21 protein-coding genes are annotated in these 20126 nt (G+C 59.9%); 12 read left to right on the top strand and 9 right to left on the bottom strand.

Going from position 1 to position 20126, the window contains the following annotated elements:
• Positions 1-26: 26 nt before the first annotated feature.
• Both trmA and ACSPX5_RS19690 read right to left on the bottom strand, forming a co-directional pair.
• Positions 27-1106, bottom strand: coding sequence for a tRNA (uridine(54)-C5)-methyltransferase TrmA (gene trmA / locus ACSPX5_RS19695; RefSeq protein ID WP_169432012.1), 1080 nt, complete (start codon positions 1104-1106; stop codon positions 27-29).
• On the bottom strand, positions 1103-2398 hold the full coding sequence (locus ACSPX5_RS19690; protein ID WP_207864712.1) for an NCS2 family permease: 1296 nt from the start codon (positions 2396-2398) through the stop codon (positions 1103-1105). The genes trmA and ACSPX5_RS19690 overlap by 4 nt, the downstream gene beginning before the upstream one ends.
• 220 nt (positions 2399-2618) lie before the next feature.
• Here ACSPX5_RS19690 and ACSPX5_RS19685 point away from each other — a divergent pair, with 220 nt between their 5' ends.
• Together ACSPX5_RS19685 and ACSPX5_RS19680 are read left to right on the top strand one after the other, a co-directional pair.
• Positions 2619-3068 (top strand): DUF4879 domain-containing protein, encoded by a 450-nt coding sequence (locus tag ACSPX5_RS19685; protein WP_169432010.1) that lies wholly within the window; start codon positions 2619-2621, stop codon positions 3066-3068.
• A gap of 66 nt (positions 3069-3134) precedes the next feature.
• Positions 3135-3686: a DJ-1 family glyoxalase III gene (locus tag ACSPX5_RS19680; protein WP_439820115.1), complete on the top strand. Its 552-nt coding sequence runs from the start codon at positions 3135-3137 to the stop codon at positions 3684-3686.
• Positions 3687-3691: 5 nt separating this feature from the next.
• On the opposite strand, the gene ACSPX5_RS19675 is transcribed toward ACSPX5_RS19680, so the two are convergent.
• The 3 genes from ACSPX5_RS19675 to ACSPX5_RS19665 form a co-directional block, all read right to left on the bottom strand.
• Entirely contained in the window at positions 3692-3979 is a 288-nt protein-coding gene (locus ACSPX5_RS19675; protein ID WP_045121630.1) for a HigA family addiction module antitoxin, read from the bottom strand.
• 14 nt (positions 3980-3993) lie between these two features.
• Positions 3994-4272, bottom strand: a complete 279-nt coding sequence (locus ACSPX5_RS19670) for a type II toxin-antitoxin system RelE/ParE family toxin (protein ID WP_085747693.1) — start codon at positions 4270-4272, stop codon at positions 3994-3996.
• 106 nt (positions 4273-4378) lie between these two features.
• On the bottom strand, positions 4379-5617 hold the full coding sequence (locus tag ACSPX5_RS19665) for an MFS transporter (protein WP_439820114.1): 1239 nt from the start codon (positions 5615-5617) through the stop codon (positions 4379-4381).
• A gap of 400 nt (positions 5618-6017) precedes the next feature.
• On the opposite strand from ACSPX5_RS19665, the gene ACSPX5_RS19660 reads away from it, so the two are divergent.
• The 3 genes from ACSPX5_RS19660 to ACSPX5_RS19650 are packed head-to-tail and all read left to right on the top strand — an operon-like array spanning position 6018 to position 8690.
• The gene (locus ACSPX5_RS19660; protein WP_169432007.1) at positions 6018-7454 is read left to right on the top strand and encodes a cytochrome ubiquinol oxidase subunit I; all 1437 of its coding nucleotides are present in this window, start codon (positions 6018-6020) and stop codon (positions 7452-7454) included.
• Positions 7455-7457: 3 nt separating this feature from the next.
• A complete protein-coding gene (cydB, locus tag ACSPX5_RS19655) occupies positions 7458-8465 on the top strand; it encodes a cytochrome d ubiquinol oxidase subunit II (protein WP_169432006.1) in 1008 nt (335 codons plus the stop codon).
• 57 nt (positions 8466-8522) lie between these two features.
• Positions 8523-8690 (top strand): DUF2474 domain-containing protein, encoded by a 168-nt coding sequence (locus tag ACSPX5_RS19650; protein ID WP_007950992.1) that lies wholly within the window; start codon positions 8523-8525, stop codon positions 8688-8690.
• A 69-nt stretch (positions 8691-8759) separates the two neighbouring features.
• Here ACSPX5_RS19650 and ACSPX5_RS19645 read toward each other — a convergent pair whose 3' ends face one another.
• Both ACSPX5_RS19645 and ACSPX5_RS19640 read right to left on the bottom strand, forming a co-directional pair.
• Positions 8760-9884 (bottom strand): methyltransferase, encoded by a 1125-nt coding sequence (locus tag ACSPX5_RS19645; protein WP_439820113.1) that lies wholly within the window; start codon positions 9882-9884, stop codon positions 8760-8762.
• A gap of 165 nt (positions 9885-10049) precedes the next feature.
• Positions 10050-10763 (bottom strand): autoinducer binding domain-containing protein, encoded by a 714-nt coding sequence (locus ACSPX5_RS19640; protein ID WP_169432004.1) that lies wholly within the window; start codon positions 10761-10763, stop codon positions 10050-10052.
• 294 nt (positions 10764-11057) lie between these two features.
• Here ACSPX5_RS19640 and ACSPX5_RS19635 point away from each other — a divergent pair, with 294 nt between their 5' ends.
• Positions 11058-11834, top strand: coding sequence for a ferredoxin--NADP reductase (locus tag ACSPX5_RS19635; protein ID WP_323161200.1), 777 nt, complete (start codon positions 11058-11060; stop codon positions 11832-11834).
• A 32-nt stretch (positions 11835-11866) separates the two neighbouring features.
• On the opposite strand, the gene mscL is transcribed toward ACSPX5_RS19635, so the two are convergent.
• Positions 11867-12280, bottom strand: coding sequence for a large-conductance mechanosensitive channel protein MscL (gene mscL, locus ACSPX5_RS19630; RefSeq protein ID WP_102354481.1), 414 nt, complete (start codon positions 12278-12280; stop codon positions 11867-11869).
• Positions 12281-12565: 285 nt separating this feature from the next.
• On the opposite strand from mscL, the gene katB reads away from it, so the two are divergent.
• The 3 genes from katB to radA are packed head-to-tail and all read left to right on the top strand — an operon-like array spanning position 12566 to position 16117.
• Complete coding sequence (katB, locus tag ACSPX5_RS19625) at positions 12566-14107, top strand: catalase KatB (RefSeq protein WP_439820112.1); 1542 nt, start codon at positions 12566-12568, stop codon at positions 14105-14107.
• Positions 14108-14158: 51 nt separating this feature from the next.
• Positions 14159-14704 (top strand): ankyrin repeat domain-containing protein, encoded by a 546-nt coding sequence (locus tag ACSPX5_RS19620; protein WP_439820111.1) that lies wholly within the window; start codon positions 14159-14161, stop codon positions 14702-14704.
• A 45-nt stretch (positions 14705-14749) separates the two neighbouring features.
• Positions 14750-16117, top strand: a complete 1368-nt coding sequence (gene radA / locus ACSPX5_RS19615; protein WP_039771749.1) for a DNA repair protein RadA — start codon at positions 14750-14752, stop codon at positions 16115-16117.
• On the opposite strand, the gene ACSPX5_RS19610 is transcribed toward radA, so the two are convergent.
• On the bottom strand, positions 16118-16486 hold the full coding sequence (locus tag ACSPX5_RS19610; protein WP_169432000.1) for a PilZ domain-containing protein: 369 nt from the start codon (positions 16484-16486) through the stop codon (positions 16118-16120).
• A gap of 159 nt (positions 16487-16645) precedes the next feature.
• On the opposite strand from ACSPX5_RS19610, the gene ACSPX5_RS19605 reads away from it, so the two are divergent.
• The 3 genes from ACSPX5_RS19605 (at position 16646) to yjiA (ending at position 20068) form a co-directional block, all read left to right on the top strand.
• Positions 16646-18712 (top strand): carbon starvation CstA family protein, encoded by a 2067-nt coding sequence (locus ACSPX5_RS19605; protein WP_439820110.1) that lies wholly within the window; start codon positions 16646-16648, stop codon positions 18710-18712.
• 15 nt (positions 18713-18727) lie between these two features.
• Positions 18728-18925: a YbdD/YjiX family protein gene (locus ACSPX5_RS19600; protein ID WP_003228401.1), complete on the top strand. Its 198-nt coding sequence runs from the start codon at positions 18728-18730 to the stop codon at positions 18923-18925.
• Positions 18926-19087: 162 nt separating this feature from the next.
• Positions 19088-20068: a GTPase gene (gene yjiA, locus ACSPX5_RS19595; RefSeq protein ID WP_439820109.1), complete on the top strand. Its 981-nt coding sequence runs from the start codon at positions 19088-19090 to the stop codon at positions 20066-20068.
• Positions 20069-20126 lie beyond the last annotated feature (58 nt).

Here is a 20126-nt window from a genome sequence, read left to right as displayed (position 1 = left end):
GGCTTTCTTGTCTCTGGCATCTGCCGTCAACGGCGAGTCAGCAACACGCCGGATTCCATGTGGTGGGTCCACGGGAACTGGTCGAACAACGCACAGCGGGTGATGCGGTGCGTGTCGTGCAGTTGGGCGATGTTGGCCGCCAGAGTCTCCGGGTTGCAGGAGATGTACAGGATATTGTCGAAGCGACGGGTCAGTTCGCAGGTGTCCGGGTCCATGCCGGCCCGTGGCGGGTCGACGAACACGCTGCCGAATTCGTAGCTTTTCAGGTCGATGCCGTGCAGGCGGCGGAACGGGCGAACTTCGTTCAGGGCTTCGGTCAGCTCTTCGGCGGACAGACGTACCAGGGTGACGTTATCCACAGCGTTTTCGGCCAGGTTGCTCAGTGCGGCATTGACTGAGGTCTTGCTGATTTCGGTGGCCAGCACTTTGCGCACGCGGGTTGCCAGTGGCAGGGTGAAGTTGCCGTTGCCGCAGTACAGCTCCAGCAGATCGTCGCTGCGATCGCCCAGTGCTTCGTATGCCCAGTTGAGCATCTTCTGGTTCACGGTGCCGTTGGGCTGGGTGAACGCACCTTCCGGCTGGCGATAGCTGAACGTGCGGCCGCCGACGTCGAGCTTCTCGACCACGTAATCGAGGCCGAGCACTTCGCGTTTGCCCTTGGAGCGGCCAATGATGCTGACGCCCAGATCCGCCGACAGCTGGGTGGCCGCCGCGTGCCAGTGCTCATCCAGCGGACGGTGATAGCACAGGGTGATCATCGCGTCGCCGGCCAGGGTGGTCAGAAACTCCACCTGAAACAGCTTGTGGCTCAGCGCCGCGCTGGCCTGCCAGGCCGCTTTCAATTGCGGCATCAGCTGGTTGATGCGCAGGCTGGCGATCGGGAACTCTTCGATCAGGATCGGCGTGCGTTTGTCGTCCTGGGAGAACATCGCGTAATGCCGTTCACCGGCCTCGCGCCACAGGCGGAATTCGGCGCGCAGGCGGAAGTTCTGCAGCGGCGAGTCGAACACCGTTGGCTCCGGTGCATCGAACGGGGCCAGCAGGTCACGCAGGCGCGTGACCTTGTCTTCGAGTTGTGCGGCGTAGGCCTGGGAATCAAAAGTCATGCGTTGAACCAACCCAGCTTGATCACGAACAGAATCGACAGGATCACCAGCGCCGGGTTCAGCTCACGGGCGCGGCCGGACAGCAGTTTGATCGCAGTCCAGGCGATGAAGCCGAAGGCGATGCCGTTGGCGATGGAATAGGTGAATGGCATCGCCAGGGCGGTGACCACGACCGGCGCGGCGACAGTGATGTCTTCCCAGTCTATTTCCGCCAGGCCCGAAGTCATCAGCACGGCGACGAACAGCAGTGCCGGCGCGGTGGCGAAGGCCGGAACACTCGATGCCAGTGGCGAGAAGAACAACGCCAGCAGGAACAGAATCGCAACGACGACGGCGGTCAGGCCGGTGCGGCCCCCGGCACTGACGCCCGCTGCGGATTCGATGTAGCTGGTGGTGGTCGATGTGCCCAGCAGCGAACCGGCCATGGCCGCGGTGCTGTCGGCGATCAGCGCACGGCCCATTTTCGGCATGTGGCCGTCCTTGCCCATCAGGCCGGCGCGCTTGGCGACGCCGATCAGGGTGCCGGAGTTGTCGAACAGGTCGACGAACAGGAAGGCGAAGATCACGCTGACCAGCCCGATGTCCAGCGCGCCTTTGATGTCCAGTTGCAGGAAGGTCGGGGCCAGCGAAGGTGGCATCGACGTCACGCCGCCGAACGGGGTGAAGCCCATCACGATGGAAACGATGGTCACCGCGAGAATGCCGATCAGCACCGCGCCGCGCACTTTCAGGGCTTCAAGGGCAACGATCAGGGCGAAACCGAGAGTCGCGAGGATCGGTGCCGGTTGCTTCAGATCACCGAGGCCAACCATGGTCGCCGGGTTGCTGACCACGATGCCGGCGTTGTGCAGAGCGATCAGTGCCAGGAACAGACCGATACCGGCAGCAATCGCCGAACGCAGCGGCAGCGGAATGCTGTTGATGATCCATTCACGGATGCGGAAGATCGACAGCAGGAAGAAGCACACGGCCGAAATGAACACCGCGCCCAGCGCTACCTGCCAGGTGTGGCCCATGTGCAGCACGACGGTGTAGGTAAAGAAGGCGTTCAGGCCCATGCCGGGTGCGAGGGCGATCGGGTAGTTGGCGATCAGACCCATGACCGTGGAGCCGATGGCGGCTGCCAGACACGTGGCGACGAACACCGCGCCCTTGTCCATGCCGGTCTCGCCGAGGATGCTCGGGTTGACGAACAGAATGTAGGCCATGGCCAGGAAGGTCGTGACGCCCGCCAGAATCTCGGTCCGCACGTTGGTGTTGTGTGCCTTGAGTTGAAACAGCCTTTCCAGCATGTCTGCTCCCCGTGGCGCGCGTGGCGCCGTGAATGTATCGACCTCAACAGCAAAGCACAGACCGTCGCAAGCGCCTGGAAAATTGTGGTGGGCCGGAAAAAGCCGCGCATCATACCAGCAGCGTGAGGAATATGGCGGATGTTGGTATCGATCGTCGGCGAAGTTTTGCACCACGGCCAAGTACGCCATACTGCGCGCTGTTTTTTCGGGGATGGATCGCATGAGCAAGGGTTGGATGAAGACCGCTGGACTGATGGCCTTGCTGCTGGCCGGTGTACCGGCGGCACTCGCGGCGTCGGCACCGCCATTGAGCGAGGTGAAAGTCATCAAGGTTCAGTCGGCGTCCTGCGGGCTCGAAGACATTACCGATGGTCAGGTGCAGACCCGCTGCGATCACAGCGCGCCGGGCATCAAGGTTTATGTGCTGGAAATCGGCTATGGCCAGAGCCAGCCGCAAGCGGCACTGGACGGCTTTGAAGTGAACGGCACGCGAAGCCCGGTGTGTGCCTTTGATAACGGCAATCTGACCGAGTGCACGCCCGGCAGCAAAACCGTCGGCTCGCTGTATACCTTCGATCTGGCGGCCCGTCAGGAAGGCACCTTTACCTTCAGCAATACATCGATCAACGCCCCGCGCAACACGATGTCGACCCAGCTTTACATCAAGTAACGGCTGCCGCGAACAGGGCAGGGCAAAGCTGACTACGCTTTAAAGATCACCCAGCGGAAAGCGCCCATGACCTTTAGAGCCCTGATTACCCTCGCCGAGGGCATCGATGATCTGCAAAGCGTGACCCTGATCGACGTGCTGCGCCGGGCCGGCGTCGAAGTGGTAGCGGCCAGCATTGAGGGCCGGCGCATGCTGACCTGCGCCCGAGGCACGCGATTGACCGCCGACGGCATGCTCATTGATGTGCTGGCCCAGACCTTCGACCTGATCGTCCTGCCCGGCGGAGCGGTCGGCGCACAACATCTTGCCGCGCACCAGCCTCTGCAACAATTGCTCAAGGACCAGGCCAGCGCCGGACGCCTGTTCGCCGCCATCGCCGAAGCCCCGGCGGTCGCCCTGCAAAGCTTCGGTGTATTACGTCAACGCCGCATGACCTGCCTGCCCGTCACCAGCCATAACCTCTCCGGTTGCACCTTTGTTGATCAACCGGTGGTGGTCGACGGCAATTGCATCACCGCCCAGGGTTCCGGCGCCGCGCTGGCATTTGCGCTGACATTGGTCGAGCAACTGGCGGGCAAGGCCGTTAGAGCGAAGGTGGCGGGGGAGTTGCTGGCCTGAGAAGGTCAGGCGTGAGCAGCGATTGGTTGAATGGCTGGCTGCTCACGGTGCTCGGCTTGCCAAAGGTCGTAATCGGTTTGAACGCCTAGCCACATGCGAGCCTTGCCAATCCCCGCGCGTTCCAGTCGCACGGCCAGATCCGGGCTGATCGGCGCATGCCCGTGCAAAACACGGGAAAGGTGAGGACGAGCGAATCCAAGATGCCGAGCCAATTCGGTCACGCTGATCCCAAGTTCCGGCAATACGTCCATCAGCAGTGTTTCACCGGGGTGTGGCGGGTTGTGCATGGGCATGAGCCTGCCTCCTGTCAGTGGTAATCCAGATAGTCGATCAGTTCGATATCCGAACCTGCAAATCGAAAGATAACCCGCCAGTTCCCGGACACACTGAGTGACCAGTACTCGCAAAGCTCCCCTTTCAGTGGATGCAGACGCCAACCGGGAAGGTCCAGATCCCCGGGAGCCGCTGCGCGATCCATGAACTGCAGCATGCGCGACAGCCGTTTGGCGTGATCGGCACGAATCCCGCGAGTCGAACCGGTTTCATAGAAGCCGCGAAGGCCTTTGTGCTGAAAGGATTTGATCATGCGGCGAGTGTAAGGCGATACATTACACTCAATGCGGTATCTATGTACCGCATCTTTTCGAGCTATTTGTGCTTGGGGGATGGCCCCGCTGGTGGAGCCCGTGTAGCTAGGCCTTCACCTCTTCCACCGGCACATGCATCCGGTCGCGGTTGGCCAGGGTCGGGAACAGTTTGATCCAGGTTCCGGTCACCACCAGCGTGCCGACCCCGCCCATCACCACCGCCGGCACGGTGCCGAACCAGTGGGCGGTGAGGCCGGATTCGAATTCGCCCAACTGGTTCGAGGCGCCGATGAACAGGCCGTTCACCGCGCTGACCCGGCCGCGCATTTCGTCCGGGGTTTCCAGTTGCACGAACGAGGCGCGGATCACCATGCTGATCATGTCCGCCGCGCCCAGCACTACCAATACCGCCAGTGAGAACCAGAACGACGTCGACAGACCGAAAGCGATGGTAGCCACACCGAATACACCGACGGCAGTGAACATCACCCGTCCGACGTTTCGCTCGACGGCAAAGCGCGCCAGGAACAGCGACATCATCAACGCCCCGACCGCCGGCGCCGAACGCAGCAACCCCAGGCCCCATGGACCGGTCAGCAGAATGTCCTTGGCGAACACCGGCAACAATGCCGTAGCGCCACCGAGCAGCACCGCGAACAGGTCCAGCGAAATCGCCCCGAGAATGTCCGGGCGGCTGCGAATGAAACGGACCCCCGCCAACAACGAATCCAGTGTCGCCTTGCCTCTGTTCAGCGGGGTCTGTCGCGCGGGCAGATTGAGCATCAGTGTGCAGGCGATGACGTACAGAACGACGGTCGGGCCATACACCCAGACGCTGCCGAAGGCATAAAGCAGACCGCCAAGGGCCGGGGCGACGATGGTGGCCGATTGCTGCGCGGACTGCGCGGCGGCGACCGCCCGTGGGAACAGCACACTGGGCACGATGCTCGGCAGCAGCGCCTGGGTGGTCGGCATCTCGAACGAGCGCGCGGCGCCCAGCAGGAACGCCAGGATAAAGATCATTTCCCGGGTGACCTGATCGGTAGCGCTGCCGATAGCCAGTGCCAGGGCGATCAAGGCCTGCAGCGACTGGCAGATCGCCGCGACCTTGCGCCGATCGTAGCGATCGGCAACGTGGCCGGTGTGCAGCATGAACAGTACCCGCGGCGCGAACTCCACCAGCCCGACCAGCCCAAGATCGAGCACGTTGCCGGTCAGTTGATAGAGGTTCCAGCCGATCGCCACGGTGAGCATCTGAAAACCGCTGGCGGTGAAGATCCGGGCAAACCAGAACGCAAGAAAGGGACGGTGGTGGCGTAACAGCAAGGGCTCTTGGCTGGGCATCTGCGGGCCGGTCTTGATCGAGGGGAATCGCGAGATTATCACCAGTCTGTAACAGAAAGTTGCCATAACAAAAAAATTAGTTAGCCAGACATCGATTTTTCGGTATCCGGACAACAGATCTGGCCAAGGATGTATTTCGGGGCGTTGCCAGGCCTGTGAGGCAACTTGTCACGCGGCAAAAGACCACGCGGTTCCCCGTCGGAAATGGGACTACTCTTTCTACGTTGATTGATCCAGATCAAGACCCTTCGCGGAACTGATCGGTGATCCGTCGGCAGACTCCCTGCGTCGCGATGCCTGTAAAAAGAAGAACGAATCCGAGTTCGCCGCACTCCATACCCGTGGGGGCAGTGGTTCAAGGCCGCCAGCCTTGGAACCGTTATCTGATAGAGGAAAGCTTATGTTCGGTTTAGAGGCACTAGATCTCGCCCGAATCCAGTTCGCGTTCACCATCTCGTTCCATATCCTGTTCCCGGCAATCACCATCGGTCTTGCGAGCTATCTCGCGGTACTGGAAGGCCTGTGGCTGAAAACCGGCAACGACACCTACCGCGATCTCTACCATTTCTGGTCGAAGATCTTTGCCGTCAACTTCGGCATGGGCGTGGTCTCGGGGCTGGTCATGGCCTACCAGTTCGGCACCAACTGGAGCCGCTTCTCGGACTTCGCAGGTTCCGTCACAGGGCCTTTGCTGACCTACGAGGTGCTCACGGCGTTCTTCCTTGAAGCCGGTTTCCTCGGAGTGATGCTCTTCGGCTGGAACAAGGTCGGGCGCAAGCTGCACTTCTTCGCCACGGTCATGGTGGCCATCGGCACGCTGATTTCGACCTTCTGGATTCTTGCCTCCAACAGCTGGATGCAGACGCCGCAGGGCTTCGAGATCGTCAACGGCCAAGTGATCCCGACCGACTGGCTGGCAATCATCTTCAACCCGTCATTCCCCTATCGCCTGATGCACATGGCGACGGCGGCATTCGTCGCAACCGCGTTCTTCGTCGGTTCGTCGGCCGCCTGGCACCTGCTGCGTGGCAAGGACAACCCGGCGATCCGCACCATGCTGTCGATGGCAATGTGGATGGCGTTGATCGTCGCACCGATCCAGGCGGTCATCGGCGACTTCCACGGCCTCAACACCCTCAAGCACCAGCCGGCGAAAATCGCCGCGATCGAAGGTCACTGGGAAAACGTCGGTAACGAAGCGACGCCGCTGATCCTGTTCGGCTGGCCGGACATGAAGGAAGAAAAGACCAAATACGCCGTCGAGATCCCGTACCTCGGCAGCCTGATCCTGACCCATTCGCTGGACAAGCAAGTCCCGGCGCTCAAGGAATTCCCGCCGGAAGACCGGCCGAATTCGACCATCGTGTTCTGGTCGTTCCGGATCATGGTCGGCCTCGGCTTCCTGATGATCTTCACCGGTCTCTGGAGCCTGTGGCTGCGCAAGCGTGACACGCTCTACACATCGCGGCCGTTCCTGTATCTGGCGTTGTGGATGGGACCGTCCGGTCTGATCGCGATTCTGGCGGGCTGGTTCACCACTGAAATCGGTCGTCAGCCATGGGTGGTCTACGGGCTGATGCGCACGGCGGATGCGTCTTCCAACCACAGTTTCATGCAGATGAGCATCACGCTGATCATGTTCGTGGTGGTGTACTTCGCACTGTTCGGTGCGGGTTTGGGCTACATGATGCGTCTGGTGCGCAAAGGGCCGAAGACCGACGAGGGCAAGGAAACCAACGAGGGTGGTCCTGGCCAGAAACGCACGCCGGCCCGTCCGTTGTCCGCTGCCGACGACGATGGCGCCGAACACGACCGCAGCCTGACCAAGGAGATTTGAGTCATGGGTATTGATCTTCCGCTGATCTGGGCCGTGATCATCATCTTCGGGATCATGATGTACGTGGTCATGGACGGTTTCGACCTAGGGATCGGGATTCTCTTCCCGTTCATCCCCGGCAAGACCGACCGCGATGTGATGATGAACACCGTCGCCCCGGTGTGGGACGGCAATGAAACCTGGCTGGTACTGGGGGGCGCTGCGTTGTTCGGCGCGTTCCCGCTGGCCTATTCGGTGGTGTTGTCGGCGCTGTATTTGCCGCTGATTTTCATGTTGATCGGGCTGATCTTCCGCGGTGTGGCGTTCGAGTTCCGCTTCAAGGCCAAAGACGACAAGCGTCACCTGTGGGACAAGGCGTTCATCGGTGGTTCGGTGGCGGCGACGTTCTTCCAGGGTGTGGCGCTTGGCGCGTTCATCGACGGCTTGCCTGTGGTCAACCGGCAATACGCCGGCGGTTCACTGGACTGGCTGACGCCGTTCACGCTGTTCTGCGGCGCTGCATTGGTGGTGGCTTACGCCTTGCTCGGCTGCACCTGGCTGATCATGAAGACCGAAGGCAAGCTGCAAGAGCAGATGCATGACCTGGCACGCCCGCTGGCCTTCGTGCTGCTGGCGGTGATCGGTGTCGTCAGCCTCTGGACGCCATTGGCCCACCCGGAAATCGCGACACGCTGGTTCAGCATGCCGAACCTGTTCTGGTTCATGCCGGTGCCGATCCTCGTGCTGGTGACGATGTACGGTCTGATTCGCGCAGTGGCACGCAATGCCAACTACATGCCGTTCCTGCTGACCCTGGTGCTGATTTTCCTCGGCTACAGCGGTCTGGGCATCAGCCTGTGGCCGAACATCGTACCGCCGTCGATCTCGATCTGGGACGCCGCCGCGCCTCCGCAAAGCCAGGGCTTCATGCTGGTGGGCACGCTGTTCATTATCCCGTTCATCCTGGGTTACACCTTCTGGAGCTACTACGTGTTCCGCGGCAAGGTCACCCATGAAGACGGTTATCACTAGTGGTGATCACGATGGCGCCGGTAGCGGCGCCATCTCCCTCAACTGGAGGATGAAAGCATGACCGGCAAACATTCCCTGCACGACATTGAAGAAGCCGAAAAAAAGCCGCTGTGGCAGCGGCTCGGCTGGTTGGCGATGATCTGGGTCGGCAGCGTCGGAGCACTGTTCATCGTCGCCAGCCTGATGCGCATGTTCATGAACGCCGCAGGCCTGACCACGCACTGAGACTTCCCATCCCGCTGCCTTGCGGCACGGACTTTTGACCCTCCGACCGGAGGGTTTTTTTTGCCCGGATTATTTGCGCGCCTTGAGGATCACGAATTTCGGTGTGGCCGCGACCTGCTCGACACCCCGGAACAGCCGCGCCAGCTTGCTGTGATAACCCAGGTGACGGTTGCCGACAATGTACAGCGCACCACCGACCACCAGCGCTTCGCGGGCCTGCTGGAACATGCGCCAGGCGAGGAAGTCGCCGACCACCTGTTGCTGGTGGAACGGCGGGTTGCACAACACTACGTCCAGCGACTGCGCTTCCTGTCCGGCCAGGCCGTCACCGGCGCGCACGATTACATCCCGCTCGCCCAACGCCGCGCGCCAGTTTTCGGCAGCGGATTGCACGGCCATGAACGACTCGTCCACCAGCGTGTAATGCGCATCGGGGTTTTGCAGGGCGCTGGCAATGGCCAGTACGCCATTGCCGCAGCCAAGATCCGCGACTCGCGCTGAGCCGAGGTTTTTCGGCAGGTGCGGAAGGAAGGCGCGGGTGCCGATGTCCAGCCCTTCACGGCAGAACACGTTGGCGTGGTTGAGCAGTTCGATGGCCGGCTCGTCGAGGCGATAGCGGGTCGGGTAGGGCGAGACGGCGGGGGCCTTGGTCTCGGGCGTGGCGATCAGCAATCGTGCCTTCTTCACTGCCAGCGAAGCCTGAACCGAGCCGATGTAGCGTTCCAGCAAATCACCGGCGGCACGGGGCAAATGCTTGACCATCGCCGCTGCCACCACTTGCGCGCCGGGGGCCAGTTGGCCCTGCAAGCGAATCAGTTGCTCCTCCAGCAGCGCCAGGGTTTTCGGGACACGGATCAGCACCCGGTCAAATGGCCCGACCAGCGGCTCGCTGGCTGGCGTGCCGCGCAGTGCATCGAACGCCAGGCCATTGCGCAACAGGTTTTTTTCCAGGCCCTGAAACGCCAGGAACGAATCTCCGCTGGTGCTGACCTGCACTTTGCCTGAGAGGCTGATGGCCAGCGCTCCGAAACTGTCGTTGAGCACCAATACTCGGGTATCCGCCGGCAGATTCTGTTCGGCCAGATGATTGAGCAGGTATTCGTCGGCTGCGTCGAAGGCTTGCAGCGGTTCGTTCTGCTGTTCGGGCTGGCGGATCAGATCAAGCTGGGCGAAGGGCGTATCGAGCAAAGGCATGGGGCGGGGACTCTGGGTAATCAACGGGTGTACCGCGGCCCTGAGTGTCGTGCGGCGGAACCGTCCAGGTGAACAGCGGCGCGAAGTTTGGCGTCATCACTCAGGAAGGTCGTAAATGGTACTTTTTTTTCGACGGCATTACTTGGTTGTTTTTGGTGATCCCGACTAGATGATCCCCGCCTTGGCGGCGGCAATGACTGCAGAGATCTTGTTGCAGACGTTCATTTTCACGATCACGTTCTGCACGTGATAGTTCACGGTGCGCTCACTCAGGCTGAGGATTCTCGCGGTTTCATAAGCTGTCTTGCCACAGGCGCAGAGTTTCAGCACTTCGACCTCTCGTGCAGACAGGCGAGGCGGTCGAGCCTTCTCGGGCCGTGAAGGAAGCGTACTGGCGAAGAGTTCGCTCAGATGGCGGGTGACGTAGAGCATGTAGCCAAAATGCTCGTACAACTCGATCGAAGTGATCGGGCAGTGAGGCCGGGCCAGGCTGAGGATACTGCACAGACCGCTTTCTTCGTGATGAAAGGATTGCGACCAGCCGTGCTCCAGTCCCTGGTCCTTTAACGACTTCCACAACTGTGGTGTTTTTGAAAATAACTCTTTGCTCCAGGAAATGGGGAGCATTGAGCGAGTGCAGTGTGTGACTACCGGATCAAACTCCCAGTGGCTTTCCTCCTCATATTGTTTATTCCAGGCTGGAGGGTAGTTATTGAAGCGCAAGGGCTTTTGCAGTGTATTTCGATCAGGTGAAGTGATTGAAATGCCGCAGAACTGGAAGCCTATGTTTTTGGCAAATGTCAGCAGAATCGGGTAAGCAGTATCAATTCTCGTGGCAAATGTCAGCTGCTTTATCTGCGACTCCTTCCAAATTTCCATTTGAAGATTCTCCGATATTTTTCGCTGGGGTGCGATTTTGGATCCAATATTCGTGCACGAAAACGAGTGTAGGACGCTTCCTGCATAAGTGTTTGGAATTTTTCGCTCTTAGATTGGAGATAATTAGTCGTTTGTGATTAGCCGCCTATGCATCATTAAATGCAGATCATAATTTCAAGAATTGAACTATGTCATTGTGCCAGTAGTTATTTGCGTCATTAACCACTACTAATTGTCCGGTTTTTTATTGGGCTTTATTGCGGGACACTGTGACCTTGGCCCAGGGAGGTACCGATGACCGCCAGTGCAGAAAAAATCAGCCGCCAGACCTTGATCGATGTACGACCACTGACGTCCAGCCTGTTTACATTGCGTACGACCCGAGACGCGGGCTTTCGCTTTCGTGCCGGGCAGTTTGCCAGGCTCGGCGTGACCAAGGATGACGGCAGCACGGTTTGGCGGGCCTACTCCATGGTGTCTTCGCCATTCGATGAGTTCCTTGAATTCTTTTCCATCGTGGTACCCGGCGGGGAGTTCACCAGTGAGCTGAGCCGGCTCAAGGCGGGCGATACATTGCTGGTGGATCGCCAGGCCTTCGGCTATCTGACGCTGGATCGTTTCATCGATGGCCGCGACCTCTGGCTGTTATCCACGGGCACCGGTGTGGCTCCATTTCTATCGATTTTGCAGGATTTCGAGGTCTGGGAAAGATTCGAGCGAATCATCCTGGTGTACAGCGTGCGGGAAGCCAGGGAACTGGCTTATCAACAGCTGATCGGCGAACTCACGCGGCGCGATTACCTGGCCGAATACGCGCACAAGTTTCAGTTCATCCCGGTCGTGACGCGTGAGTCGCATGCCGGTGCCCTGAACGGGCGTATCACCACCCTGATTGAAAACGGTGAGCTGGAGCGCGCGGCCGGGGTCAACCTTGATCCGCTCCATTCTCGGGTCATGCTGTGTGGCAATCCGCAGATGATCGATGACACTCGGGCCTTGCTCAAGCAACGAGGCATGAGCCTCAGCCTGACCCGTCGGCCAGGGCAGGTGGCGGTGGAAAACTACTGGTAAAGAAACGGCACCCTCGGGTGCCGTTTCAGTCTTCAAGGCCGGTTGTTCTGGGCCTTGAGCAAGTCGCGTATCTCGCCCAGCAACTCTTCTTCCTTGGTCGGAACCGGTGGCAGGGTAGGTGCCACGGCCTCTTCGCGCTTCAGGCGGTTGATGGCTTTTACGCCCATGAAAATCGCGAACGCGACGATGACGAAGTCCAGAATGCTCTGAATGAACTTGCCGTAGGCCATCACGACTGCAGGGGCGCTGCCCTCGGCGGCTTTCAGGGTTATTGCCAGGTCACTGAAGTCCACCCCACCGATCAGCAGGCCGATTGGCGGCATGATCACGTCACCGACAAACGATGAAACGATTTTGCCGAAGGCCGCGCCGATGATGATACCGACGGCCATGTCGACCACATTGCCTTTGACCGCGAAGGCCTTGAACTCGCTAAGCACGCCCATAGTTATTTCCTTGTTACAGATGAGTTTGGTGTCAGCAGTGTAAATCAGCAAAACGCGTCCTGCGCGAAACACCTTCTTACAATGCCCGCATTTATCGACACATCGATTCGCCATTAGTTTGCAAAGTGCCACTAATCGCGCGCGAAATACGCTGCAAGCCGCTGATCTGGAAGAAAAATTAATCAATCATCGCGTTACGATCTTTCTATTTATGTTTGGCTGATCGAGCTTCTAGCCTCTGTCTGGCGCACCTGGATGCGCCTCAAAAAACAGAGGAGCCTGAAAATGAATTCCACTCTTGGCCTCGGGGCTGTTCCCCATCGCCGTACGTTTGGCGTACTCGCCGCCAGCCTGCTGACCTTTTCCGTGCACGCCGCGCCCCTGACCCGGGATAACGGTGCAGCGGTGGGCGACAACCAGAACTCGCAAACCGCCGGTGCCAACGGCCCGGTGCTGTTGCAGGACGTGCAACTGATCCAGAAGCTGCAGCGCTTCGACCGCGAGCGCATTCCCGAGCGCGTCGTGCATGCTCGTGGCACCGGTGCTCACGGCACGTTCACTGTAACCAACGATCTCAGCGATCTGAGCAAGGCCAAAGTGTTCGCCGCCGGGCAGGTAACGCCGGTGTTCGTGCGTTTTTCTGCCGTAGTGCACGGCAACCACTCCCCGGAAACCCTGCGCGACCCGCGGGGCTTCGCGACCAAGTTCTACACCGCCGACGGAAACTGGGATCTGGTGGGCAACAACTTTCCGACGTTCTTCATCCGTGATGCGATCAAGTTCCCGGACATGGTGCATGCGTTCAAGCCGGACCCGCGCACCAACCTTGATGATGACTCCCGTCGCTTCGACTTCTTCTCCCATGTCCCTGAGGCCACCCGCACTTTGACCGAGCTGTATTCCAACTCAGGGACGCCAGCCAGTTATCGGGAGATGGACGGTAATGGTGTACATGCCTACAAGTTGGTCAACGACAAGGGCGAAGTGCATTACGTGAAGTTTCACTGGAAAAGTTTGCAGGGGATCAGGAATCTCGATCCGCAACAAGTCGTAAAAGTTCAGGGTCAGGATTACAGTCATATGACCAATGACCTGGTAGCGAATATCAGTAAAGGCAATTTTCCGAAGTGGGACTTGTACGTCCAAGTTCTGAATTCGCAAGATTTGTCCAAGTTTGATTTCGATCCATTGGATGCAACCAAGATCTGGCCCAATGTTCCTGAGCGAAAAGTTGGACAAATGGTGTTGAACCGTAACCCTTCGAATGTCTTCCAGGAAACTGAGCAAGTTGCCATGGCACCTGCCAATGTTGTTCCCGGTATCGAACCTTCGGAAGATCGCTTGTTACAAGGTCGAGTGTTCTCTTATGCCGATACTCAAATGTATCGCCTGGGTGCCAATGCCCTGCAATTACCCGTCAACGCTCCAAAGGTAGCGGTGAACAATGGTAATCAGGATGGGGCGATGAACTTCGGCGCCAGCAGCACGGGCGTTAACTACCAGCCGAGCCGCCTGCATCCGCGTGAGGAGCCACAAGGCGCACGGTATAGCCAGTCGTCCCTGCAAGGCAGCACTCAGCAGGCGAAGATCCAGCGCGAGCAGAACTTCAAGCAAGCCGGTGATCTGTATCGATCCTTCAGCAAGAAGGAACGTCAGGATCTGATCGAGAGCTTTGGCGGTTCGCTGGCGAGCACCGATGATGAAAGCAAGCACATCATCCTGTCTTTCCTCTACAAGGCCGATCCGGAGTATGGCGCCGGTGTGACCAAGGTGGCCAAGGGGGACCTTGGCCGGGTCAAGGCTTTGGCGGCAAAACTGGTCGACTGAGAGGCACCGCGAGGCCCGTGACGGGCCTCGCACCTTACAAGGAGGCGACTCATGCGCATTTATCTTTCGCTGTTGCTGGGCTGTCTGTCGTTCGCGGCCCTTGCCGCACCGGCCGAACAGGATTCAGCGGCGCTCAAGGCGCAACTGCAGGACTACTATTTCAACGCTGCAAGGGAGGGGAATGTCGCCATGCTCGATACGTTTATCGAGGCAGGTTATTCGCTGGATACGCGCGATCCCAAGGGTTACACCGCACTGATGCTGGCGGCGTATCACGGCGAGGGCGAGGTTGTGGACAAGCTGCTGGCTGCCGGAGCCGATGCCTGTGCCCGGGATCAGCGTGGCAACACAGCCCTGATGGGGGCGATCTTCAAGGGAGAGGTACAGATTGCCCGGCGTCTGATGGCTACCCGGTGCAACCCGGATCAGCGTAATGATGCCGGCCAGACGGCGGCCATGTACGCCGGGCTGTTCAAGCGCGCGGAAATGCTCGAAGCCCTCAAGGCAAGAGGCGCCGATCTGAACACAGAGGATCCGTTGGGCAACAGCGCCGCACGTCTGGCCAGCGGGGAAATCCGTACCGCCGCGCCGCGCTGATCGGCGACAGCTGCGTTATCATCGCGGTTTTTGCCGGGGGTTCAGATGGCCAAGGCCAAGCGCATGTACGGCTGCACCGAGTGCGGCGCAACCTTTCCCAAGTGGGCCGGGCAGTGCGGCGAATGCGGCGCCTGGAACACCCTGACCGAAACCATGGTCGAGAGCGGCGGTGCCGCCGCCCCGAGCGGGCGCACTGGCTGGGCGGGGCAACAGGCGCAAATCAAGACCCTGGCCGAAGTCAGCATCGAAGAGATCCCGCGTTTTTCCACAGCCTCCGGCGAGCTCGACCGGGTGCTCGGCGGTGGTCTGGTGGACGGTTCGGTGGTGTTGATCGGCGGTGATCCCGGTATCGGCAAGTCGACGATCCTTTTGCAGACCCTGTGCAACCTCGCCAAGACCATGCCGGCGCTGTACGTCACCGGTGAAGAGTCCCAGCAACAAGTCGCGATGCGCGCACGTCGCCTTGGCTTGCCGCAGGATCAACTGCGGGTCATGACCGAAACCTGTATCGAAACCATCATCGCCACTGCCCGCCAGGAAAAACCCAAGGTGATGGTGATCGACTCGATCCAGACAATCTTCACCGAACAACTGCAATCGGCACCGGGCGGCGTGTCCCAGGTGCGTGAAAGTGCGGCATTGCTGGTGCGTTACGCCAAGCAAAGCGGCACGGCGATTTTCCTGGTCGGCCACGTGACCAAGGAAGGCGCACTGGCCGGGCCACGTGTTCTGGAACATATGGTCGATACCGTGCTGTATTTCGAAGGCGAGTCCGATGGCCGGTTGCGCCTGCTGCGGGCGGTAAAAAACCGTTTCGGCGCGGTCAACGAACTCGGCGTGTTCGGCATGACCGACAAGGGTCTGAAAGAAGTCTCCAACCCTTCGGCGATTTTTCTCACACGCGCTCAGGAAGAAGTCCCGGGCAGTGTGGTGATGGCAACGTGGGAAGGCACTCGGCCGATGCTGGTGGAAGTTCAGGCGCTGGTGGATGACAGCCACCTTGCCAACCCGCGCCGGGTGACCCTGGGGCTGGATCAGAATCGTCTGGCGATGTTGCTGGCGGTGCTGCACCGTCATGGCGGCATTCCGACCCACGATCAGGACGTGTTCCTCAACGTGGTCGGCGGGGTGAAGGTGCTGGAAACCGCGTCCGATCTGGCGCTGATGGCCGCCGTCATGTCGAGCCTGCGCAACCGTCCGTTGCCTCATGACTTGTTGGTATTTGGTGAGGTCGGCCTGTCCGGCGAAGTGCGCCCGGTGCCAAGCGGTCAGGAGCGATTGAAGGAAGCCGCCAAGCACGGCTTCAAGCGCGCGATCGTGCCCAAGGGCAATGCCCCGAAGGAAGCGCCTCCGGGTTTGCAGATCATTGCGGTGACGCGTCTGGAGCAGGCGCTGGACTCGTTGTTCGAGTGATCAGACGTCAATCAGCGCCGCGAGCTCGCGTTCCAGTTCGGTTTCGTCGGCCAGATTGAGTTCGATGAGGCGACGCAGGCGCTGAATCGACTCCAGGCTGATATGCCGACACACGAAACCGAGCTGGCCGTGATCTTCATGAGCCAGTTGCACATCCATCTCGATGTGCACATCCTCGCTCAGATGAATGTCGACGAAAAAATCCTTCTCGGGATTGCCCAGCCAGGGCTCGGGTCGCTCGATCAACAGCCCCTTGAGCGACAGGTCGATCAGATTCACCGGCCAGATGTACTCGCCCTGGCTCAATTCGGTTCTGGCATGGAACGCGATACGTTTGAAGCGGCGGCGCTCGGACGGGTGCTCGCTCATGGCGCAATCCTCTGGACGGTTCGCTGACTATAGACCCGCCACGTCGAGTGTTGCCAGTCAGGCAGGGCGTCCGACCAATGTCGGGGTATGGCCTTTGGCGCCAACAGCGCTAAACTCGGGGTGGCTGTCTTTCTTGTCCACCCTGGCTGGAATAATAAAATGAAAAATAATAATAGCCTGCTACGCCACTTACCCTGGCTGCTGCTGGCAATCGTAGGAGCGTGCGCCCTGGGCGTAGTGGCATTGCGCCGAGGCGAGGCGATCAACGCCTTGTGGATCGTGGTCGCCGCCGTGGCCATTTATCTGGTTGCGTACCGTTACTACAGTCTGTTCATCGCTAATAATGTGATGCAACTCGATCCGCGTCGGGCCACCCCCGCCGTGCTCAACAATGACGGTCTGGACTACGTTCCAACCAACAAACACATTCTCTTCGGTCACCACTTCGCGGCCATCGCCGGCGCGGGGCCTTTGGTCGGCCCGGTACTGGCGGCGCAGATGGGCTACCTGCCCGGTACGCTGTGGCTGATCGCCGGCGTGGTGCTGGCGGGCGCGGTGCAGGACTTCATGGTCCTGTTCATGTCGACCCGTCGCAACGGCCGTTCCCTGGGTGACATGGTGCGGGAAGAAATGGGCCGTATCCCCGGCACCATCGCGCTGTTCGGCTGCTTCCTGATCATGATCATCATCCTCGCGGTGCTGGCGCTGATCGTCGTCAAAGCTCTGGCCGAGAGCCCGTGGGGCATCTTCACCGTGATGGCGACCATCCCGATCGCGATGTTCATGGGCATCTACATGCGCTACATCCGTCCGGGCCGCATCGGCGAGATCTCGGTGATCGGCGTTGTTTTGCTGCTCGGTTCGATCTGGCTGGGCGGGCAGATTGCCGCTGACCCTGTATGGGCCAAGGCCTTCAGCTTCACCGGTGTGCAAATCACCTGGATGCTGATCGGTTACGGTTTTGTCGCGGCGGTACTGCCGGTCTGGCTGATCCTCGCCCCGCGTGACTATCTGTCCACGTTTCTCAAGATCGGCACCATCGTCGCCCTGGCGATCGGCATCCTGGTCACCATGCCCGAGCTGAAAATGCCGGCGCTGACCCAGTTCGTCGACGGCACCGGCCCGGTGTGGAAGGGCGGTCTGTTCCCGTTCCTGTTCATCACCATCGCGTGCGGTGCGGTATCGGGTTTCCACGCGCTGATCTCGTCCGGCACCACGCCGAAGCTGCTGGATAACGAAACCAACGCCCGCTACATCGGTTACGGCGGCATGCTGATGGAATCGTTCGTGGCCATCATGGCCATGGTCGCGGCCTCGGTGATCGAGCCAGGCGTGTACTTCGCCATGAACAGCCCGGCCGCCGTGGTGGGCGGCGATGTGGTGGCGGTGGCGACCGCTGTCAGCAACTGGGGCTTTGCAATTACCCCGGAAGCCCTGCAAGCCGTGGCACATGACATCGGTGAAACCACCATTCTGGCCCGTGCCGGTGGTGCGCCGACCCTGGCGGTCGGTATCGCGCAGATCCTGCACAGTGTCCTGCCGGGTGAAAACACCATGGCGTTCTGGTACCACTTCGCGATCCTGTTCGAAGCGCTGTTCATCCTGACTGCGGTCGATGCCGGTACCCGTGCCGGTCGCTTCATGCTGCAGGACCTGCTCGGCTCCTTCGTACCGGCGCTGAAGCGTACCGAGTCCTGGACCGCCAACCTGATCGCCACCGCCGGTTGTGTGGCCATGTGGGGCTGGTTGCTGTATCAGGGCGTGATCGATCCGCTGGGTGGCATCAACACCTTGTGGCCGCTGTTCGGTATCTCCAACCAGATGCTGGCCGGTATCGCACTGATGCTCGGCACCGTGGTCCTGATCAAAATGAAGCGCCAGCGCTACATCTGGGTCACCCTGCTGCCGGCCGCCTGGCTGCTGATCTGCACCACGACCGCAGGCTTCATCAAGCTGTTCGACGCCAACCCGGCGATCGGCTTCCTGTCGCTGGCCAAGAAGTACAGCGATGCGCTGGCCGCAGGCCAGGTGATCGCACCGGCCAAGAGCGTCGAGCAGATGCAGCACGTGATCTTCAACGCCTACACCAACGCTACATTGACCGCGCTGTTCCTGTTCGTGGTATTCAGCATCCTGTTCTATGCGCTCAAGGTCGGTATCGCCGCCTGGGGCAAAAAAGAGCGTACGGACAAAGAATCGCCATTCCAGGCCCTGCCGGACGCGTAACCAGAGGATTGCACCATGTTCAATGACCTGAGTCGCCTCGGTAAATACCTCGGTCAGGCCGCGCGCCTGATGGTCGGCATGCCCGACTACGACACGTACGTCGAGCATATGCAGACCAAACACCCGGACAAACCGGTGATGAGCTACGAGATGTTCTTTCGCGAACGTCAGGAAGCCCGTTACGGTGGCAAGGGTGGGCCGAAGTGCTGTTGATCTGACAGCCTTCGGTTGATGCAGTCCCCAACTGTGGGAGCGGGCTTGCTCGCGAAAGCGGTGTGTCATTGAGCAATGATGTCGACTGACACGACCCCCTTCGCGAGCAAGCCCGCTCCCACATTTGTTTTGTGTTGTTCATCAATTTTGTGAAGGGGATCGATGTTGTCTTCTCCAATACCCGTAACGGTGCTCAGCGGTTTCCTCGGCGCCGGCAAGACCACTTTGCTGCGCCATCTGTTGAAAGCCGAGCACGGCCTGAAAATCGCCGTGATCGAAAACGAATTCAGCGACGCCGGCATCGATACACAATTGCTGGGCGACGAGCCGGTGCAAGTCATGACCCTGGCCAACGGCTGCGTCTGCTGCACCATCCACACCGACCTGACCAAAGCCCTGTACCTGCTGCTCGAACGGCTGGACAGCGGTGAAATCGCCTTCGATCGACTGGTCATCGAGTGCACCGGTCTGGCCGACCCGGCGCCAGTGGCGCAGACGTTTTTCATCGACGAAGAACTGCGCGAGCGTTATCTGCTCGACGGCATCATCACCCTTGTCGACGCGGCTCACGCCGAGCTGCACCTGACCCAGACCATCGCCCAGGCGCAGATCGGTTTTGCCGACCGCTTGCTGGTGAGCAAGACCGATCTGGTGGACGAAGCAGCGTTCACCGCGCTCAGCGAACGCCTGACCCGCATCAACCGACGTGCGCCGATCCGTGTGGTCGAACACGGCAATATCGATCTGGCGGAATTGCTCGATGTACGCGGTTTCAACCTCAACGCTGATCTCGGTGGCGGCGTGAGTTTGCGCCCGGTGAGCAAGGCGCCGTCCCTCGACCGGATTTCCAGCCTGGTGCTGCGCACCGATCAACCGCTGGATATCGATCAACTCAGCGAGTTCATGAATGAACTGCTGGAAGAACACGGCAAGCAATTGCTGCGCTACAAAGGCGTGTTGAACATTGCGGGCGAAGATCGGCGGTTGGTGTTCCAGGGCGTGCTGAAACTCTACGGCTTCGACTGGGACACCGAATGGGCCGAGGGCGAGGCGCGGGAAAGCGTGATTGTGTTTATCGCTGACGATTTGCCGGAAGAGAAAATCCGGGCGGGGTTTGCCAGGGTGGCTGCACAGCAAAACTGAATTTGTGAAGGCTCGAAAGGCCTCTTCGCGAGCAAGCCCGCTCCCACAGTAGATCGCA

This window comes from Pseudomonas sp. HLG18, from assembly GCF_051903985.1.
Classification (GTDB): domain Bacteria; phylum Pseudomonadota; class Gammaproteobacteria; order Pseudomonadales; family Pseudomonadaceae; genus Aquipseudomonas; species Aquipseudomonas fluorescens_BT.
Note: the sequence above shows the minus strand (reverse complement) of the source record. Positions and strands in the feature narration are given on the sequence as shown.

Excerpts from the sequence above, each read along its gene's own strand:
- trmA (WP_169432012.1), bottom strand. The coding sequence starts at position 1,106 with ATGACTTTTGATTCCCAGGCCTACGCCGCACAACTCGAAGACAAGGTC.
- ACSPX5_RS19690 (WP_207864712.1), bottom strand. The coding sequence starts at position 2,398 with ATGCTGGAAAGGCTGTTTCAACTCAAGGCACACAACACCAACGTGCGG.
- ACSPX5_RS19685 (WP_169432010.1), top strand. The coding sequence starts at position 2,619 with ATGAGCAAGGGTTGGATGAAGACCGCTGGACTGATGGCCTTGCTGCTG.
- ACSPX5_RS19680 (WP_439820115.1), top strand. The coding sequence starts at position 3,135 with ATGACCTTTAGAGCCCTGATTACCCTCGCCGAGGGCATCGATGATCTG.
- ACSPX5_RS19675 (WP_045121630.1), bottom strand. The coding sequence starts at position 3,979 with ATGCCCATGCACAACCCGCCACACCCCGGTGAAACACTGCTGATGGAC.
- ACSPX5_RS19670 (WP_085747693.1), bottom strand. The coding sequence starts at position 4,272 with ATGATCAAATCCTTTCAGCACAAAGGCCTTCGCGGCTTCTATGAAACC.
- ACSPX5_RS19665 (WP_439820114.1), bottom strand. The coding sequence starts at position 5,617 with ATGCCCAGCCAAGAGCCCTTGCTGTTACGCCACCACCGTCCCTTTCTT.
- ACSPX5_RS19660 (WP_169432007.1), top strand. The coding sequence starts at position 6,018 with ATGTTCGGTTTAGAGGCACTAGATCTCGCCCGAATCCAGTTCGCGTTC.
- cydB (WP_169432006.1), top strand. The coding sequence starts at position 7,458 with ATGGGTATTGATCTTCCGCTGATCTGGGCCGTGATCATCATCTTCGGG.
- ACSPX5_RS19650 (WP_007950992.1), top strand. The coding sequence starts at position 8,523 with ATGACCGGCAAACATTCCCTGCACGACATTGAAGAAGCCGAAAAAAAG.
- ACSPX5_RS19645 (WP_439820113.1), bottom strand. The coding sequence starts at position 9,884 with ATGCCTTTGCTCGATACGCCCTTCGCCCAGCTTGATCTGATCCGCCAG.
- ACSPX5_RS19640 (WP_169432004.1), bottom strand. The coding sequence starts at position 10,763 with ATGGAAATTTGGAAGGAGTCGCAGATAAAGCAGCTGACATTTGCCACG.
- ACSPX5_RS19635 (WP_323161200.1), top strand. The coding sequence starts at position 11,058 with ATGACCGCCAGTGCAGAAAAAATCAGCCGCCAGACCTTGATCGATGTA.
- mscL (WP_102354481.1), bottom strand. The coding sequence starts at position 12,280 with ATGGGCGTGCTTAGCGAGTTCAAGGCCTTCGCGGTCAAAGGCAATGTG.
- katB (WP_439820112.1), top strand. The coding sequence starts at position 12,566 with ATGAATTCCACTCTTGGCCTCGGGGCTGTTCCCCATCGCCGTACGTTT.
- ACSPX5_RS19620 (WP_439820111.1), top strand. The coding sequence starts at position 14,159 with ATGCGCATTTATCTTTCGCTGTTGCTGGGCTGTCTGTCGTTCGCGGCC.
- radA (WP_039771749.1), top strand. The coding sequence starts at position 14,750 with ATGGCCAAGGCCAAGCGCATGTACGGCTGCACCGAGTGCGGCGCAACC.
- ACSPX5_RS19610 (WP_169432000.1), bottom strand. The coding sequence starts at position 16,486 with ATGAGCGAGCACCCGTCCGAGCGCCGCCGCTTCAAACGTATCGCGTTC.
- ACSPX5_RS19605 (WP_439820110.1), top strand. The coding sequence starts at position 16,646 with ATGAAAAATAATAATAGCCTGCTACGCCACTTACCCTGGCTGCTGCTG.
- ACSPX5_RS19600 (WP_003228401.1), top strand. The coding sequence starts at position 18,728 with ATGTTCAATGACCTGAGTCGCCTCGGTAAATACCTCGGTCAGGCCGCG.
- yjiA (WP_439820109.1), top strand. The coding sequence starts at position 19,088 with ATGTTGTCTTCTCCAATACCCGTAACGGTGCTCAGCGGTTTCCTCGGC.